Origin of the sequence: Rathayibacter sp. AY1A7, assembly GCF_002930845.1 — a bacterium.
Taxonomy (GTDB): domain Bacteria; phylum Actinomycetota; class Actinomycetes; order Actinomycetales; family Microbacteriaceae; genus Rathayibacter.
Window position 1 is genome coordinate 13,884 of sequence record NZ_PSTL01000012.1, and the last position, 14,580, is coordinate 28,463.

Here is a 14,580-nt window from a genome sequence, read left to right on the forward strand (position 1 = left end):
CATGACAACAAGTCAGCGCGGCCCGCTCGTCAGAACAGAGGAGGGAGCTGCCCTGAGGTGAGGATCAGCCGCAGCCCGACCGCGAGAAGAGCGCCCGTCGCGATGACGACTCCGACGATGAGCCGCCGCTCAGCGGCGCTGTCCGCCGCGGCGATCCGGTTCGCTCGGATCGCCTCCTCCTGCTCGATCAGGCGGCGGCTCGTCTTCCGACTCAGCCCCGTCAGCCGCTCGCCGTGCAGGCGCACACGGTCGGCCTCCTGCTGGAGTCGGCCGCTGGACAGGCGCGAGAGCTGATGAGCCGCGCGCGCGGCCCCGGGCCGCTCATCGACACGGCTGCGCTCGATCACGTAGTCACCGCCGGGATGAGGAACGCGATCAGCGCGGCGGCGTGGTCGGTGCCGTCCTCCCGGACGGGAACCCTCCGAGCACCCACACTCCGGGGAGGGTGAGCGTGTTGCGGACGCCCGCGAGCAGCCGTTCGGTGCTGTAGCTCTCGTGCTCCTCGTAGTAGTTGCGCTCGAACGCGACGATGAGGCCGATCTGCTCGGGCGTCGTGCATCCGGTGTCGGCGTCGATGACCGGTGCGGTGCGGGCGGGGTCCGGGGTGAGGAACGCGATCAGTGCGGCGGCGAGGGCGGAGCCGTCGTCCTCGACGGGCTCGGCGCCCGGCAGGGCGTGGTCGTTTCGGACGGCGGCGAGCATCACGTCGTCGCTGTCGTCGGCGTTCTGGTCCCAGTGAGCGCGCTGGTCGGTGATGATGAGGGCGACCTGATCGGGGGTCGCGAGGCCGGTGTCGGTGTCGGTGCGGTACATGGTCTGTTCCTCTCAGCGGGTTGCGGCCAGCGCGGTGTTGATGTCGACGGTGATCCCGCGCTCCGCGAGGCGGTCGAGGGTGGCGGGCTCCTTCGCGATCTGCTGCCAGCCCTCGGGCGAGATGACGACCGCGGGATCCCCGTCCGCGTCGTTGAAGACGACACAGGTGCGCGAGTCGAGAACGGCCCCGGTGCGCGGGCAGAGGATGTTCTTGCTGACGAGGTAGGTGACCATCTGGTCACGGAGGATCGCTTCGAGGGTGTCCATGTGTGTTGCTCCTGCTCCTGGCTGATCGTTTTTCTTTGCCTCTCCGGCGGGGAAAACCGTGTGAGTGGAGCCGGCGGAGTGACACCGATCACGGGCGAAATAAGCCCGTAGGGCGCGTCCGGGATCGGTGGCACGCAGCCGGTGGAGCGAAATAGGTTGGAACCGCGGAGCGGTGAAGAAAACGGATGGAACGGGCCGCATCGCGGCCTCCCATTGGCGGTGCTCCGTCGCCGCTGCGCGAGTGCAGCTCGCGCCCCGGAACGGGACACCGGGGAGCGTGAGGGGGTCGCCCCTCACGGGCCGGCGCCGCCGGCCCCCACGCTCGAGCGGGTCGTGTCAGCGTCGGATGCGACGATGGAGGCATGTGGGAACTGGCACACCGGACGCGCGCGGAATTGGCATCAACGGTGGTGCGCAGCAACGCGGCGACAAGCGCCGCGGCGATCCCGGAAGTGCGCGCAGCGATCCCGGAGGATCACGTCATCCTCTACGCGGTCCGGATCGCGAACGGCTCGGAGTAGAACCCACCGGGATTCGCTCGGAACCACTAGCGTTGCGATCAGTTCCGGAAAGCGATGGTCTCGTGATGGCAAACGTGTTGAAGTTCGTCGGAAAGGCATTCGTGATCGTCTTCCGCCTTCTGGGCGCGGCGGTGTCCGCGGGACTCGCCGCTCTGGGCGTGGGCAGCTTCCAGCAGCCCAACCCCGGACCGCCTCCGTCCTCTACGGAGAACCGCGACTATCGGCCGTAGAACGGCGAACTCTGCGGCGGATGGCGGAGTATCTCGGAGGGCCGAGTCCTACTCAGCCGCGGAGGCGGCGCTGCGGCGGGGTGCGCGCTGGGTGGTCGTGGTGACGACGGCGGTCGCGCGGGTGAGGTTGGGGCCGATGGCGTCGGCTTCGAGGACGCGGCCGGTGCGGCGGTTCTCGCCTTCGCCCCAGGCGACGGTGCGCTCGTAGCCGACGACGATCACGGCGTCTCCCTTGTGGAGGGAGGCGAGCACGTGCTCGCCGAGTTCGAACTTCGCTTCCACGTAGTGCGTGGTCGGGGCGTCGTGCGGGGTCCACTCCCCCGCGCGGTATTCGCCGGTGTTCTCGATGACGCGCAGCTTCACGATCTGCACGCGGCCCGCCTGCACGGCCTCGGGGTCGGCGGCGAGGTTGCCGGTGATGGTCCTGGTGCTCATCTGTCGTCTCCGTAAGTTTGGTGGCGGCCCGAGGGGGCCGGATGTGGCTTATCTGTCGTCGCCGATCGTGTGGCTCAGCAGGAGTGGCCGTCCGGTCCTCTGGGGTGCCCCTGGCCGCTAATTGAGATGTGCGTTTCGGTCGCTGTTTACGGAGATGACGGTTGGGTGCTCCTCGGGCTTACACGAGGCAGATCACGACTGAGGAGGACGGGTTGAACGATCGACAAGCTCACATCTGGGTGGGCATCGATGCAGGAAAGGCGCATCACTGGGTGACAGCGATCGACGACCAGGGCGCGATGCTCTGGTCGCGCAAGGTCAGCAACGACGAAAGTGCGATCCTCGACCCGCTCGCCGAAGTGCTTACTCTCGGCGAGAACTTCACCTGGGCAGTCGACATCGTCGGCACCACGTCTGCGCTGCTTCTCGCGCTGCTCGCAAGCCACGGACAGTCCGCGCTGTACGTCCCCGGACGGATCGTCAACCGGATGGCCGGCGCATACCGAGGCGAAGCGAAGACGGACGCCCGCGACGCCTACGTGATCGCCGAGACGGCGCGGCACCGGCACGACCTGGCCCCAATCAGGCTGCCGGTCGAGATCATTGCCGACCTCAAGCTCCTGATCGCACATCGCGGCGATCTCGTCGCTGATCGCGTCCGCATGCTCAACCGGCTCCGCGACGTCCTGACCGGCATCTTCCCCCGCCTCGACCGCGCGTTCGACTACGCCAAACACAAGGGCGCTCTCACCCTCCTCACCGGCTACCAGACGCCCACCGCGCTTCGCCGGATGGGGCAGGTGCGCCTGACGAAGTGGCTGGCTCGCCGCGGCGTGCAAGGCGCTCCGGCGGTCGCGGAGGCTGCTCTCGAGGCCGCGAGCGGACAACAGACGCAAATCGGGAACGAGACGATCGCGGCGCAGATCATCGCCGACATCGCAACGCAGATCCTCGCCCTCGACAAGCGTCTCCGAACGCTGGAGAACCAGATCACCACGATGTTCCACGCGCACCCGCAGGCCGAGATCATCGAATCGATGCCCGGGATGGGTCCGATCCTCGGAGCCGAATTCCTCGCCGCAGCCGGGCCACTCGACAACTACGCCGACGACGGCCACCTCGCCGCAGCGGCCGGGCTGATACCCGTTCCGCGCGACTCCGGACGCCGGACCGGGAACATGCACCGGCCGAAGCGGTACAACCGACATCTGCGCCGCTCGCTCTACCTGTCAGCGCAGACCTCCATCATCCGCGAAGGACCGAACCGCGTCTTCTATCTCAAGAAACGCGGCGAAGGGTACAAGCACACGCAGGCGCTTCTTGCTCTCTCTCGACGACGTGTGAGCGTGCTCTGGGCGCCACTCCGAGACAATCGCACATTCAGCGAAGCACCTCCGATTCGCGCTGCGTAGATCGGCGACGCGCCGCCGGACGACCCGGCTCGCGACCTACCCTCCATTGCCCATCTCCAGACTCGAGCAAGTCGTCAGTGTCGTTCCTTCCGGGATCGCGAACAGAGGCTCGCCCTACGGCGGTTGACGTGAGGCTCATCAGTTCACACGGGCGCCTCGCGAGAGGAGTTCGGCGGCGGCAGCCAAGTGCTGTTCAAGCGCGGCGCGCTCCTGATCGGTCAGGTGCGGTGTGAAGTTGGTGAGTGCTGATCCGAGTGGTTCGTCGGCCCGTTGGAGTATCGCTGCGCGTGTGGTGCTACTGAGCTCGACCTGAACCCTGCGGCGGTCTCGATCGTCGGTCGTGACGGACAGTGCGCCTGCGGCAGCGGCGGCGTGGATGATCCGCGACACGAGGCTCTGCGCCAGCCCGGTTCGGTCCGTGACCTCTCGGATCGATGCCCCCGGGTGCCGCGCGACGTCTTCGAAGACAGCGAGCTGACCTGCGTTGACGCGGTTCGCGCCCACATTCCCGGTCGCCTCAAGTGCGATCTCGCGGAGGGTGCGGGCAAGACGGTGAAGTTCTGACGCGCGCATGTACTCATTCAATCACTAGTGATACTGTCGATCCATCACTTGTGATCGAAATGGAGCGGACCGATGCAGTGGAACTGGGGCGCGGCGAACCAAATTCTGGACGACGTCATCATCGCGGCGGGGATCATCATCCTCATCATCCGCCAGTTCATCTGGCGCTCTACGCAGCTGCATCGGATGTTGCGACTGCCCGTCGTGATCATCGGAGCTGGGCTCGTCTACCTCGCTGTTGAACTATGGGGCGGCTTCCGCTGGGTCGAAGCGGACTGGATCATCATCGGCGAACTCGCCCTAGTCACCGTGACCGGAACGATCATGGGTCTGGTCACTCGGTTCAGGACGACCAACGCGCAGCTCCAATACAAGCTCAGTACCCCTGGGGTCTGGTTGTGGGGTCTCTTCATCATGATCAGGGTCGGATCGTTCTACCTGGCCTCCGCGCTCGGAGCGAACTTGGCAGGAGCCACTGGGTTGATCCTGCTGTCCTTCGGAGCCAACCGGCTTGCCGCCATTCTCGTCGTGCGAAAACGCGCAAGATCGCTCCTCGCCATAGAGCCCGGCGACGTCGTGAGCAACGCATCGTGACACACTCGATGCGACACTGACTCCCGAAGGCCGCCGTCAGCTAACTGAACTGATCGTTATCCCAGGCGCGCCGCCGGACGGTTCCAACGCTCACCGTCGACCGGGTGATCGTGGGCCTCGCGCCACGGAGAAGACAGTCGGGACGCCTTGACGTGCTCATTGAGACTCCTGCTCGTGCGGTTGGTGGGTCCCGTCGGCGTCGACAGGTTCTCGTTCGCGGCCTCGGCCGCGGGGGTGTCGGTGGGGGGTGTCTCGATGCCCCAGGACGCCAGAGCGTCGCGGCGGGTGACCTCGACCGGCGGCTCGGACAGCGCTCTGCGCTGTTCGAGCTCGGCGCGTGTGACGGTGAGGTCCTGGACGCGGCGCTCGTCGCCGTAGGCGAGGCGGTAGAGCCGGTCGGCCTCGTTCTCCAGCCAGTCGACTTCGCCTTGCCGGTCGGCTTGTCCGGCGAGGTACCCGGCCCGGTAGTCGTCACCGGTGATGTCCGGGCCGGTCATGCGGCGTGCTTCTCGATGAGGTCGGGGCGGAACCCCGACCAGTGGTCCTGGTCGCTCGCGACGACCACGGGGGCGGCGGAGTAGCCCAGCTCCTCCGTGACGTACGCGAGCGCTGCGGGGTTGGTGGTGATGTCGACGGTGGTGTACTCGATGCCCTTCTTCTCGAGCACCCGGTAGGTCATGGTGCACTGCACGCATGACGGTTTCGATTAGACAATCAGGCCAAGTTGCTTCTGCTGCATCATCTCGATTCTCCCGACTTGACGTCTGTCACTGCTGAGTCTGACTGATCGTTTTTGTTTGCCTCTCCGGCGGGTAGATCCGTTCGAGCGGAGACGGCGAAGTGCCGCGGATCCCTGGCGGTACAAGGGAGCACGCGACCGCGTCGGGGATCCGCGGCACGCAGCCGGCGAAGCGAATTAGGGTCGGACCGCGGAGAGGTGAACAAGGCCCCTCCAAGCTCGGCCGCGAAGCGGCTCCACCGTGCGGCGCTCCGTCGCCGCCGCGGCAGCGCCCCGAATCGGGATTCACGGGGGTTCCGAGGGGGCTCGCCCCCTCCGAACCCCGAAATGAGCGCCGCCTGGCTCGGAATCACTTCGAGCAGCCGGTCGACTCCTGCGTCTCGGGTGCCAGCACCGCCCGGTTATGATGCATTTGATGCAACTTTGTTGCAGTCAGATCGGGTGGTGTGGTGATGGATCGAACGCTTCGGGCGTTGGCGCCGGTGACGTTGATCGCGCCGGAGCAGCAGACGTTCCAGGAGATGTTGACGGGGTGGGAGCGGCAGATGCGCGCTCGCGGTCTGGACGTGGTTACCGTTTCCAGCCGTCTCGGGTTGATTCGTCGTCTGCGGCTGTTCCTTGATGACTATCCGTGGAACTGGCGTGCGGCAGATGTCGAGGAGTTCACTGCGTCGCTGTTGTCGGGTCCGAAGCCGCTCGCGAAGTCGACGATCCGCAGCTATCACCTGATGATCCGCGGGTTCTCGGCGTTCATCACCGATCCCCGCTACGACTGGCCGGTGGTCTGTGAGAAGCGGTTCGGCACGCACCCGGTGCAGGTCTGTCACGACTGGAACACCCACGCTCACGTTGCCGAGTTCGAGGCGCGGCCCGCGCGGCGCCCGTTCAGCTACGACGAGCTCGAGGTCTTCTTCGCCCACGTGGACGCGGAGATCGACCGGATCACTGAGCAGGGTAAGAAGGGCGCGTTGGGGGCTCTGCGGGATGCGCAGATGTTGAAGACCATCTACGCGTTCGGTCTGCGCCGTAATGAAGCGCGGATGCTGGATGTGACCGATCTGCATCCGAACCCGGAAGCACCCGCGTGGGGCACCTACGGGATGGTGCATGTCCGTCACGGGAAGTCCCGACGCGGCGGCCCTGCCCGCCGTCGCTCAGTGCTCGCGGTTCCGGAGTTCGAGTGGGCTATCCACGGCCTTCGCCAGTGGGTGGAGCAGGCGCGGCCTCTCTATGGCGAGACGGACAGCTCGGCGCTCTGGTTGACGGAACGCCGAGCCCGAGTCTCAGTCCGTCACCTGGACTCTCGGTTCGCGGCGCTGCGCGAGGGCGCGGGACTGGATTCGGCGCTCACCCTGCACAGCCTGCGCCACTCCTACGTCACGCATCTGATCGAGTTCGGGTACCCCGAGCGCTTCGTTCAGGAGCAGGTGGGCCACGCCTACTCGTCGACGACGGCGCTCTACACCTCGGTCAGCAACGACTACAAGAATCGGATCCTGGCGCGCGCGCTGGCGAACGTCTATCAGGAGGAGAGCACGCGATGACCGCGATCGAGATGACATGGAACCTCCGCCAGCTGATGGCTCAGAAGGGTCTGTTCAAGACGACGGATCTGGTGCCTCTGCTGAGCGAGCGGGGAGTCCAGCTCTCCCGCGAGCAGATCTATCGCCTGGTGACCTCCAAGCCGGCACGGCTGAACATGGATGTGTTCGGAGCGCTCTGCGACATCCTCGACTGCAGCCCGGCGGAGCTGGTCACCTTCACCAAGACCGGAACCGTGACACAGGTCGCCGCAACCGCTGCCGGGCGCCGCAAGGGACCCTCGATCGGGGATCTGCGCCCCATTCCGGCGACCATCCGCCGCGCGGACTGACACGCCTCGGTGACGCCCCCACGCAGCGACCAAGTCACCATGTTGGTCGAGTGCCTGCACCAATCCTGCGACGTCTTCACGACCCTGACGGTCGCCGAGGTCAAGGAGTTGGTGGAGCGGTACGTGCCGACGTCGAACAGTCAAACTCGGCTGCGGCATCACGTTCAGGGCCGTCCCGATTTCGCGGTGTCGGGTGACGCTTACATGCCGCGCGTCGCGCAGCGCTTTCTGCACGACCTCACTCGAGATGGGCTGGTGCAGGTCGTGCTTCCGCGGTGCCTGAGTTGCGGCGATGCCCGGCTGCTGACGAAGACGCTCGCCGACGGGAGACGGGTCTGCGGTCGCTGCGAAGGCGCCGCGGGCCGACGCGAGTGCGCTGGCTGTGGCCGACACCGCACGATCATGGCTCGCGCAGCCGAGGGCGGTATCTGCTCGAGCTGCTGGCGTCACCGGCCAGAGGCGCGCAAAATCTGCAGCCGCTGCAACCGACCCGGACTGATCCAGGAACGCACGATCGACGGGCCTGTCTGTGCCCGCTGCGCCGCCGGGACCGTGCTGCCCTGCAGCAGGTGCGGGCAGACCGCGAAGATCACCGGCTACCTCCTCGGCGGAGCCCACTGCCTGCGCTGCTACAACCAGATCCGCCGCGTCCCTCTCCCCTGCCGGACCTGCGGCGAGTCGCGCATCATCGCCTACCTCGACCCCGCGGGCGAGCCCTGCTGCGCCAGCTGCGCCGGAGTCCCTGCTCGATTCAGCTGCCGCGAATGCGGCGGGGAAACGGACCTCATCGGACGCCTCTGCGCGCCCTGCGCTGTCCAGGCGCGCAGCCTGACGTTGATCACGCGCGACGATGGGACCGTCAACGAGGTGTTCCAGCCGCTGCGCGACTACCTCATCGCCTCACACCGCAGCCACACCCTCGCCGCCTGGACCACACGAAGCGCCAGCGCCGCGCTCATCCGTGACCTCGTCAACGACCGCCTCACCCTCAACCACGACAGTCTCGATCGCGCCACACCCAGGCGAGCAGTCGACTACGTCCGAGATCTACTGGTCGCGGTCGGGTTGCTGCCCGGACGTGACGAACGCCTCGTCCGCGCCGAGCGGCGCGTCCACGCGGCGATAGACGCGGCATCCGTTGAGCACCGGCCACTGCTGCGCCGCTATGCCACCTGGGAGATCATCAACGACCTGCGCAGACGCGCCGCGCGATCGCCGTTGAGCGTCTCCGCGGCAAGCCGAGCTCATCAGAAGATCGAGGCCGCCGACCGCTTCCTCCGCCACCTCGCGCACTCCGACACCGACCTCGGATCGGTGCGTCAATCGCAGCTGGAGCAGTTCGTCCTCGATGAGCGCATGGACCAGAGCGCCCTCAGTGCGTTCCTAAGGTGGGCTCACGGCGCCCGCCTCCTCGGCGATGTCGAGTTGGTCATCCGTCAGCCCACCACACCCAGCCCAGGTCAGACCCAGACCGAACTCCTCGCCGCGATCACCACGCTCTGCGAGGACGGAAGAATCCCGCTTCGCGCTCGGGTAGCGGGCCTGCTCGTCGCCCTGTTCGGGCAACGCTTGACTCACCTGGTCACTCTTACCCGCGCCCAGATCGACGTCAGCGAACTCCACAACAGCGTCTCAATCCGGCTCGGAGACGAACCCGTCCGGCTCCCGCCGGTCCTGGCGCAGCTCACGCTCGAACTCCGAGATGCTCCGCGCCCCTGGCTCGAAGATCCCGGACAAGGATGGCTGTTCCCCTCGATGAAAGCCGGACAGCCGGTGCAGCCGTCCACCCTCGGATCCGAGCTGAAACGGCACAGCTTCAGCGCTGCACGACTGCGCAGCGCAGCCCGCTTCAACCTCGCCGGCAAGATCCCGCTCGGCCCCCTCGAGGAACTCACCGGGATCGGAGCCCAATCGCTCAACCGGTGGGCCACCACCGCCCAACGAGACTGGTCGGCCTACATCCCACTCAGAACAGAGCCGCGGTCTCAACCGATGAACGCACCACACGGTGTCGCTGAAGGCAAGGCCGAGCCGGAGGGTCGCGCTCAGGAGCGCAAGAGACCGTAGCGGACCGAACCGAGCCTGCGATCTTGCGCGCTCTGTGGCTCCGAGTCGCGTCTAGTCGAGGAGCTCGGTCCGGATTCGAGCAGCGACGGCCTCGCGGAGGGGGCGGACGCTCTCGGCGCTCCAGTCGGTCGGGTCGGGGAACTTCCACTCCAGGAACCGGCCGGACGGGGTTGCTGGCAGGGTGAGGCCGGGCTTCATCGCGACGACGATGTCCGCGTTCTCGAGGTCCTCGACCGTGACGGCGCGAGGGGTGCGGTCGCTGATGTCGAGGCCGAGCTCTGCGACGGTCGCTGCGATCGCGGGATTCACGATGTCGGCGGGCGAGAGGCCGGCGGAGGTGGCGGTGTAGCGGTCGCTGGCGAGGACTTCGAGCAGGCCTGCGCCGAGTTGGGAGCGGCCGGCGTTGTGCTGGCAGAGGAAGAGGACAGTGGGCTTCTCGGTCATGCGGGGATGCTGCTTCCGGTCGTGGTGCGGGTCCAGGTCTGGGTGGCGATCTGCACGGCGTCCCACGGTGAGCCGAGCGGGGGCGTGTAGGAGAGGTCGAGGTCGGAGACCTGCTCGACGGTGAGCCCGGCGAACAGGGCGGTCGCGTAAGTGTCGACGCGCTTGGCGGTCTCGGTCCCGAGGTGTCCGACGAGCTGCGCGCCGAGCAGACGTCCGTCGCGGGTGTCACCGGTGATGCGGATCGTGATCGGCTGCGCGCCCGGGTAGTAGCGCTTGTGGTCGTCCGCAACCGCGGTCGTCGTCGCCGGAGCGAATCCGGCGGCGAAGGCTTCGTGCTCGCGCAGTCCGGTCCGGGAGGCGACCAGATCGAACACCTTCACGACCTGCGTGCCGACGGAGCCGGCGAACCGGGCGTCGCCGCCGAGGGCGTTCTCGCCGGCCACCCGTCCCTGCTTGTGCGCGGTGGTGCCCAGTGGCAGGTAGGTGCTGCCGAGGAGGCGGTGGTGGGTGGTCACTCCGTCGCCCGCGGCGAAGACGTGCGGGAGGCCGGTGCGCATTGCCTCGTCCACGACGACGGCGCGGCCGGCGCCGAGGGAGGCTCCGGCGCGGGCGAGGAGGTCGGTGTTCGGCTTCACGCCGACGACGAGGAGGACGACGTCGGCGGTGCGGGTGAGGGGTGTGCCGTCGTGGTCGGCGTGCACGGCGAGGCCGGTCGCGGTCTTCTCGATCGAGGCGACAGTCGTGCGGGTGAGGACCTCGACGCCGTGCTGGTCGAGTTCGGTGTGGACGAGGGCGCCGAGTTCGGGGTCGAGGGTGGAGAGCACTTCCGGGCCGCGCTGGAGCTGAGTGACCTGGAGGCCGCGGACGGTGAGGGCTTCGGCCATCTCGAGGCCGACGTAGCCGGCGCCGACGATGATCGCGGTCTGCGGGTCGCGGCTGTCGAGGAACCGCTCGAGCGCGAAGGTGTCGCCCATCGAGTGCAGCACGTGCACTCCGTCCTCCGGCCCCAGCTCGTCCACTCCGGCGATCCCGGCGGAAGAGGCGAGGGCGCCGGTGCCGACGATCAGTTCGTCGTACCCGATGCGGTCGAGCGTCCCGTCGGGGGTGCGGACGGTGAGCTGGTGTCCGGCGACGTCGATGTCGGTCGCGAAGGTGTCCAGGCGCAGGGTCATGCCGGTGGCTTCGAGGTCGGCGTGGGTGCGGTGCGCGAGCGACTGCCACGGCTGCACTTCGCGGGAGAAGTAGTACGGGATCCCGCAGATGGAGAAGTTCGGGTAGGAGTCGGCGACGACGACGGTCACGTCGACGGACGGGTCGAGCTCGCGGGCGCGCAGCGCGGCGGAGATCCCCGCGTCGCTGCCGCCGATGGCGACGAGATGCATCAGATGGGCCTTCCGGATCAGACGTGTGAAGAGGTCGAGGTGGCCGGGACGACGAGGTTCCCGGCGGCCCGGGCGGCGCCCGGGAAGAGGAACACGGCGATGCCGACGCCGACCGCCGCACCGGCGAGCTGCGCGGCGATGAACGGCAGGACGGAGGTGGGGGCGATGCCGGCGAAGGTGTCGGTGAAGACGCGGCCGACGGTCACGGCGGGGTTCGCGAACGAGGTCGAGGACGTGAACCAGTACGCCGCACCGATGTACGCGCCGACCCCGGCCGCCGCGAGCGGGCCGCGGTTCGTGCGGGCGAGGGAGAGGATCACGAGGACCAGGCCCGCGGTGGCGACGACCTCCCCGAGCAGGTGCCCGGCGGTGACCCGCTCGGTCGTCGCGAATCCGGTCGGGACCTCGAACATCGCGTTCGCGAGGACCGCGCCGCCGATGCCGCCGAGCAGCTGCGCGCCGACGAACACCGCCAGCTCCCGCCCCGACAGGCCGGTGCGGTCGCGACGACCGAGGAGCGCGTCGACGGCGGACACGAGCGGGTTGAAGTGCGCACCCGACACCGGGCCGAAGACGAGGATCAGTACCGCCAGTCCCAGCGCGGTCGCGAGGGAGTTCTCCAGCAGTTGCAGACCGACGTCGTCCGGCGAAAGGGTCTGTACGGCGATACCGGAGCCGACGACGATCGCGACGAGCAGGCCCGTGCCGAGGAGCTCGGCCACGGCTCGACGAGCGAGCGGAGGAGGGGAGGTGGTGTCCATGTCGTCGGCCATCTTGACCGCTCCCGATCACTCAGTCAAGATTGAGTCAATGAACACGGAGCGAACCGAATTGGAAGCGCGAGCCGCCCGGCACGCCGCCCTCAGCGACCCCGCACGACTCCGGATCACGGACCTCCTCACCCTCGGGGACCTGGCGCCGCGGGAGCTGCAGGACCGGCTGGGGATGCCCTCGAACCTCGTCGCGCACCACCTCGCCGTCCTCGAGCGTGAGGGCATGATCCTCCGTCGCCGCTCGGAGGCGGACCGGCGCCGCAGCTACGTCCACCTGGTCCCCGGCGCCTTCGACCAGCTCGGACCGTCGACCACCGCCGCCGCGCGGCGGGTGCTGTTCGTGTGCACCGCGAACTCCGCCCGCTCCCAGCTCGCCGCGCAGCTCTGGTCGCAGCGCAGCCCCATCCCCGTCGCCTCCGCCGGCACCCACCCGGCCACCGCGGTGGCCGCCGGCGCGATCGCGACCGCCGAACGTCACGGCCTCCCCCTACCCGAAGGCGCCCCGCAGCAGTTCGCGGACGTCGCCGCGGACACCGACCTCGTGATCACCGTCTGCGATGCCGCGCACGAGGAACTCGGCTCGGAGGCGCTGCACTGGTCGATCCCCGACCCGGTGCCCGCTGGCACAGACGCCGCGTTCGATGCCGCCTACGACGAGCTCGCCGCGCGCGTCGACGCCCTCGCGGCGAGGGTCACGGCCGCCTGATCAGACGCGGGTGAGCATCCCCGCGAGGGAGTCGAGCGCGCCAGGAACGAGGGAGAAGTACGCCCACGTGCCGCGCTTCTCGCGGGCCAGGATCCCGGCGTCCACGAGGACCTTCAAGTGGTGCGACACGGTCGGCTGACTCAGCCCGACCGGCTCCGTGAAGTCGCACACGCACACCTCGCCCGTCGCGCTGGATGCCACGATCGACACCAGGCGAAGCCTCGCCGGATCCGCCATCGCCTTCAACGCCCGCGCCAGCAGCTCCGCGCCCTCCGCGCTCAGCGGCTCGCGCGCGAGCGGCGCGCAGCACGCGGCCGCTGCCGCGGTGAGAGTCAGCTCGGTCGTCGCCATGCCTCCACCCTCCCACACATTGACAGTCATCGATATAGCGGGGCAGACTCGGTCCATCGATGATCGTCGATGTTGAGGAGTGCACCTGATGACCATGCTGCTGACCGTCCCGCCCCGCACCGACGAGCGCCGCCTCACCGGCCTCCCCGTCGCCGTCATCGGCGCGGGCCCCGTGGGTCTCGCGGCTGCCGCGCAGCTGCTCGAGCGCGGCCTCGACGTCGTGGTCTACGAAGCAGGCGAGAGTGCCGGCGCCGCGGTGCAGCAGTGGGGTCACACTCGCCTGTTCTCGCCGTGGGAGTACCTGGTCGACTCCGCTGCCGGGCGCCTGCTCGACGCCGCCGGCTGGGAGGCGCCCGCCTCGAAAAAGCTGCCCACCGGGCACGAGTTCGTCCGCGACTACCTCGCGCCCCTCGCCGCGACCCCGCAGCTCGCCCCGCTTATCCACTACCGCTCCCGTGTGACCGCCGTCTCTCGTGAGGGTATGGATCGCACCCGCTCCACCGGTCGCGCTGCGACCCCGTTCCTGCTGCGCTTGGACACCCCGGAGGGCGTCACCGACGTCACCGCCCGCGCCGTCATTGACACCTCCGGCACCTACTCCACGCCCAACGCGCTTGCCTCCGCGGGCCTGGACCCAATCGGTGTCCTCGATGTCGCGGAGCATCTCAGTCACGCACTGCCGGACGCGCTCGGCGCCGACCGCGCCCGATTCGCCGGAAAGAGCGTCCTCGTCGTCGGCGCCGGCCACTCCGCCGCGAACACCCTGATCAAGCTCGCCCGTCTCGCCCGCGAGGAACCGGAGACGAGGATCACGTGGGCGATTCGCGGCACCAGCCCGCTGCGCGTCTTCGGATCCGGCGATGACGAGCTCGAGGAGCGCGGCAAGCTCGGCGGCACCGTGCACCAGCTCGTCCTCGACGGCGCGATCACTCTTCTGGACCGCTTCGAAATCGACCGCCTCGAGAAGACCTCCTCCGGTGGTGTCACGGTGATGGGGCGGCGCCGGAAGGAGCGCGAGAGTGTGGAAGTCGATGTCGTGGTGCAGGCCACCGGGTTCCGGCCCGACCTCGACATGCTGCGCGAGATCCGCGTCTCCCTGGACGAGATCGTGGAAGCGCCCCGCGCACTCGCCTCGCTCATCGACCCGAACCTGCACTCCTGCGGCACCGTCGACCCCCACGGCGTCGCGGAACTCGCCCACCCGGAGCCGAACTTCTTCATCGCGGGGATGAAGTCGTACGGCAGGGCGCCGACCTTCCTGCTCGTCACCGGCTATGAGCAGGTCCGCTCGATCGCGGACGAACTTGCCGGCGATCACGCCGCCGCCCGGCGCGTGCAGCTGGTGCTCCCCGAAACCGGCGTCTGCTCCACCGACATCGGATCCGCCGGAGGGAGCTGCTGCTCGTGAC

The 14,580-nt window shown here is 68.3% G+C and carries 18 protein-coding genes and 1 pseudogene; 8 read left to right on the forward strand and 11 right to left on the reverse strand.

Annotated elements, in window-relative coordinates:
* Positions 1 to 29 precede the first annotated feature (29 nt).
* From C5B95_RS10555 to C5B95_RS10565, 3 genes are read right to left on the reverse strand one after another with little or no spacing between them, the layout of a single operon-like run.
* Positions 30 to 347, reverse strand: coding sequence for a hypothetical protein (locus C5B95_RS10555; RefSeq protein ID WP_104260266.1), 318 nt, complete (start codon positions 345 to 347; stop codon positions 30 to 32).
* 28 nt (positions 348 to 375) lie between these two features.
* Positions 376 to 813 (reverse strand): hypothetical protein, encoded by a 438-nt coding sequence (locus tag C5B95_RS10560; RefSeq protein ID WP_104349119.1) that lies wholly within the window; start codon positions 811 to 813, stop codon positions 376 to 378.
* Between the two features lie 12 nt (positions 814 to 825).
* Complete coding sequence (locus tag C5B95_RS10565; RefSeq protein WP_104308045.1) at positions 826 to 1,080, reverse strand: hypothetical protein; 255 nt, start codon at positions 1,078 to 1,080, stop codon at positions 826 to 828.
* Positions 1,081 to 1,442: 362 nt separating this feature from the next.
* Here C5B95_RS10565 and C5B95_RS17490 point away from each other — a divergent pair, with 362 nt between their 5' ends.
* Positions 1,443 to 1,601: a hypothetical protein gene (locus C5B95_RS17490; RefSeq protein WP_181068048.1), complete on the forward strand. Its 159-nt coding sequence runs from the start codon at positions 1,443 to 1,445 to the stop codon at positions 1,599 to 1,601.
* A gap of 278 nt (positions 1,602 to 1,879) precedes the next feature.
* Here the strand turns inward: C5B95_RS17490 and C5B95_RS10570 are convergent, their stop codons facing one another.
* Positions 1,880 to 2,266 (reverse strand): single-stranded DNA-binding protein, encoded by a 387-nt coding sequence (locus C5B95_RS10570; RefSeq protein ID WP_104268044.1) that lies wholly within the window; start codon positions 2,264 to 2,266, stop codon positions 1,880 to 1,882.
* Positions 2,267 to 2,478: 212 nt separating this feature from the next.
* On the opposite strand from C5B95_RS10570, the gene C5B95_RS10575 reads away from it, so the two are divergent.
* Entirely contained in the window at positions 2,479 to 3,678 is a 1,200-nt protein-coding gene (locus tag C5B95_RS10575; protein ID WP_104349169.1) for an IS110 family transposase, read from the forward strand.
* A 138-nt stretch (positions 3,679 to 3,816) separates the two neighbouring features.
* Here the strand turns inward: C5B95_RS10575 and C5B95_RS17190 are convergent, their stop codons facing one another.
* Positions 3,817 to 4,251 (reverse strand): MarR family transcriptional regulator, encoded by a 435-nt coding sequence (locus tag C5B95_RS17190; RefSeq protein ID WP_146076564.1) that lies wholly within the window; start codon positions 4,249 to 4,251, stop codon positions 3,817 to 3,819.
* Between the two features lie 63 nt (positions 4,252 to 4,314).
* Here C5B95_RS17190 and C5B95_RS10580 point away from each other — a divergent pair, with 63 nt between their 5' ends.
* The gene (locus C5B95_RS10580) at positions 4,315 to 4,836 is read left to right on the forward strand and encodes a hypothetical protein (protein ID WP_104349120.1); all 522 of its coding nucleotides are present in this window, start codon (positions 4,315 to 4,317) and stop codon (positions 4,834 to 4,836) included.
* A gap of 56 nt (positions 4,837 to 4,892) precedes the next feature.
* On the opposite strand, the gene C5B95_RS10585 is transcribed toward C5B95_RS10580, so the two are convergent.
* Both C5B95_RS10585 and nrdH read right to left on the reverse strand, forming a co-directional pair.
* Positions 4,893 to 5,333 carry a hypothetical protein gene (locus C5B95_RS10585; RefSeq protein ID WP_104349121.1) on the reverse strand — a complete coding sequence of 147 codons (441 nt, stop codon included), beginning with the start codon at positions 5,331 to 5,333 and terminating at the stop codon, positions 4,893 to 4,895.
* A pseudogene (gene nrdH / locus C5B95_RS10590) lies at positions 5,330 to 5,542 on the reverse strand (glutaredoxin-like protein NrdH); the annotation flags it as partial. The pseudogene nrdH and the gene C5B95_RS10585, both read right to left, overlap by 4 nt.
* Positions 5,543 to 6,027: 485 nt before the next feature.
* Here nrdH and C5B95_RS10595 point away from each other — a divergent pair.
* Genes C5B95_RS10595 through C5B95_RS10605 form a run of 3 tightly spaced genes read left to right on the forward strand, consistent with a single transcriptional unit; the run spans position 6,028 to position 9,515 of the window.
* Positions 6,028 to 7,119: a tyrosine-type recombinase/integrase gene (locus C5B95_RS10595; protein ID WP_181068056.1), complete on the forward strand. Its 1,092-nt coding sequence runs from the start codon at positions 6,028 to 6,030 to the stop codon at positions 7,117 to 7,119.
* On the forward strand, positions 7,116 to 7,448 hold the full coding sequence (locus tag C5B95_RS10600; RefSeq protein WP_104273033.1) for a helix-turn-helix transcriptional regulator: 333 nt from the start codon (positions 7,116 to 7,118) through the stop codon (positions 7,446 to 7,448). The genes C5B95_RS10595 and C5B95_RS10600 overlap by 4 nt, the downstream gene beginning before the upstream one ends.
* Before the next feature lie 39 nt (positions 7,449 to 7,487).
* Positions 7,488 to 9,515, forward strand: coding sequence for a hypothetical protein (locus C5B95_RS10605; protein WP_146076565.1), 2,028 nt, complete (start codon positions 7,488 to 7,490; stop codon positions 9,513 to 9,515).
* Positions 9,516 to 9,566: 51 nt separating this feature from the next.
* Here C5B95_RS10605 and C5B95_RS10610 read toward each other — a convergent pair whose 3' ends face one another.
* The 3 genes from C5B95_RS10610 to C5B95_RS10620 are packed head-to-tail and all read right to left on the reverse strand — an operon-like array spanning position 9,567 to position 12,114.
* The gene (locus tag C5B95_RS10610) at positions 9,567 to 9,959 is read right to left on the reverse strand and encodes a low molecular weight phosphatase family protein (protein ID WP_104349123.1); all 393 of its coding nucleotides are present in this window, start codon (positions 9,957 to 9,959) and stop codon (positions 9,567 to 9,569) included.
* Entirely contained in the window at positions 9,956 to 11,341 is a 1,386-nt protein-coding gene (locus tag C5B95_RS10615; RefSeq protein WP_104349124.1) for an FAD-dependent oxidoreductase, read from the reverse strand. The genes C5B95_RS10610 and C5B95_RS10615 overlap by 4 nt, the downstream gene beginning before the upstream one ends.
* Before the next feature lie 17 nt (positions 11,342 to 11,358).
* Positions 11,359 to 12,114, reverse strand: a complete 756-nt coding sequence (locus tag C5B95_RS10620) for an MIP/aquaporin family protein (RefSeq protein ID WP_258059947.1) — start codon at positions 12,112 to 12,114, stop codon at positions 11,359 to 11,361.
* 37 nt (positions 12,115 to 12,151) lie between these two features.
* Here C5B95_RS10620 and C5B95_RS10625 point away from each other — a divergent pair, with 37 nt between their 5' ends.
* Positions 12,152 to 12,820 (forward strand): helix-turn-helix domain-containing protein, encoded by a 669-nt coding sequence (locus C5B95_RS10625; RefSeq protein ID WP_104349125.1) that lies wholly within the window; start codon positions 12,152 to 12,154, stop codon positions 12,818 to 12,820.
* On the opposite strand, the gene C5B95_RS10630 is transcribed toward C5B95_RS10625, so the two are convergent.
* On the reverse strand, positions 12,821 to 13,171 hold the full coding sequence (locus C5B95_RS10630) for a helix-turn-helix transcriptional regulator (protein WP_104349126.1): 351 nt from the start codon (positions 13,169 to 13,171) through the stop codon (positions 12,821 to 12,823).
* Positions 13,172 to 13,259: 88 nt separating this feature from the next.
* Between C5B95_RS10630 and C5B95_RS10635 the strand changes: the two genes are divergently transcribed.
* Entirely contained in the window at positions 13,260 to 14,579 is a 1,320-nt protein-coding gene (locus C5B95_RS10635) for an FAD-dependent oxidoreductase (protein WP_104349127.1), read from the forward strand.
* Position 14,580 lies beyond the last annotated feature (1 nt).